Source organism: Bacillus sp. SIMBA_008, assembly GCF_046535495.1.
Taxonomy (GTDB): domain Bacteria; phylum Bacillota; class Bacilli; order Bacillales; family Bacillaceae; genus Bacillus; species Bacillus subtilis.
In genome coordinates this window covers 1-242 of record NZ_JAWRWL010001136.1, presented here as the reverse complement: position 1 = coordinate 242, position 242 = coordinate 1, and the positions used below count along the sequence as shown (strand labels likewise).

Below are 242 nucleotides of genomic sequence, written 5' to 3'. Positions count from 1 at the left end.
ATGCAATTCGGGAGGCGTATGAAGAATTATTAGATGAAGAGAGAGGGTATCGATATGCTATAGCAAAACTAGCGGATGAATTTGATAATTTAGGAAAGATTGAAGATGTTATCGTTGATACTGCCATAGGAGAAATAGCAGTCAATCATCATATGGTTTTTGTTGGGCGTATTAAAGGTATAACAAAGAGGCTAAGTATGTTTAATCTTCAAGAGGCAGAAGGTGAATTGACAGTAGAGGAA

1 protein-coding gene is annotated in these 242 nt (G+C 36.4%); it reads left to right on the top strand.

Annotated elements, in window-relative coordinates:
* Nucleotides 1-242: Imm3 family immunity protein (locus SB658_RS26985; RefSeq protein WP_410603582.1), on the top strand; the 242-nt coding region annotated here is incomplete at both ends.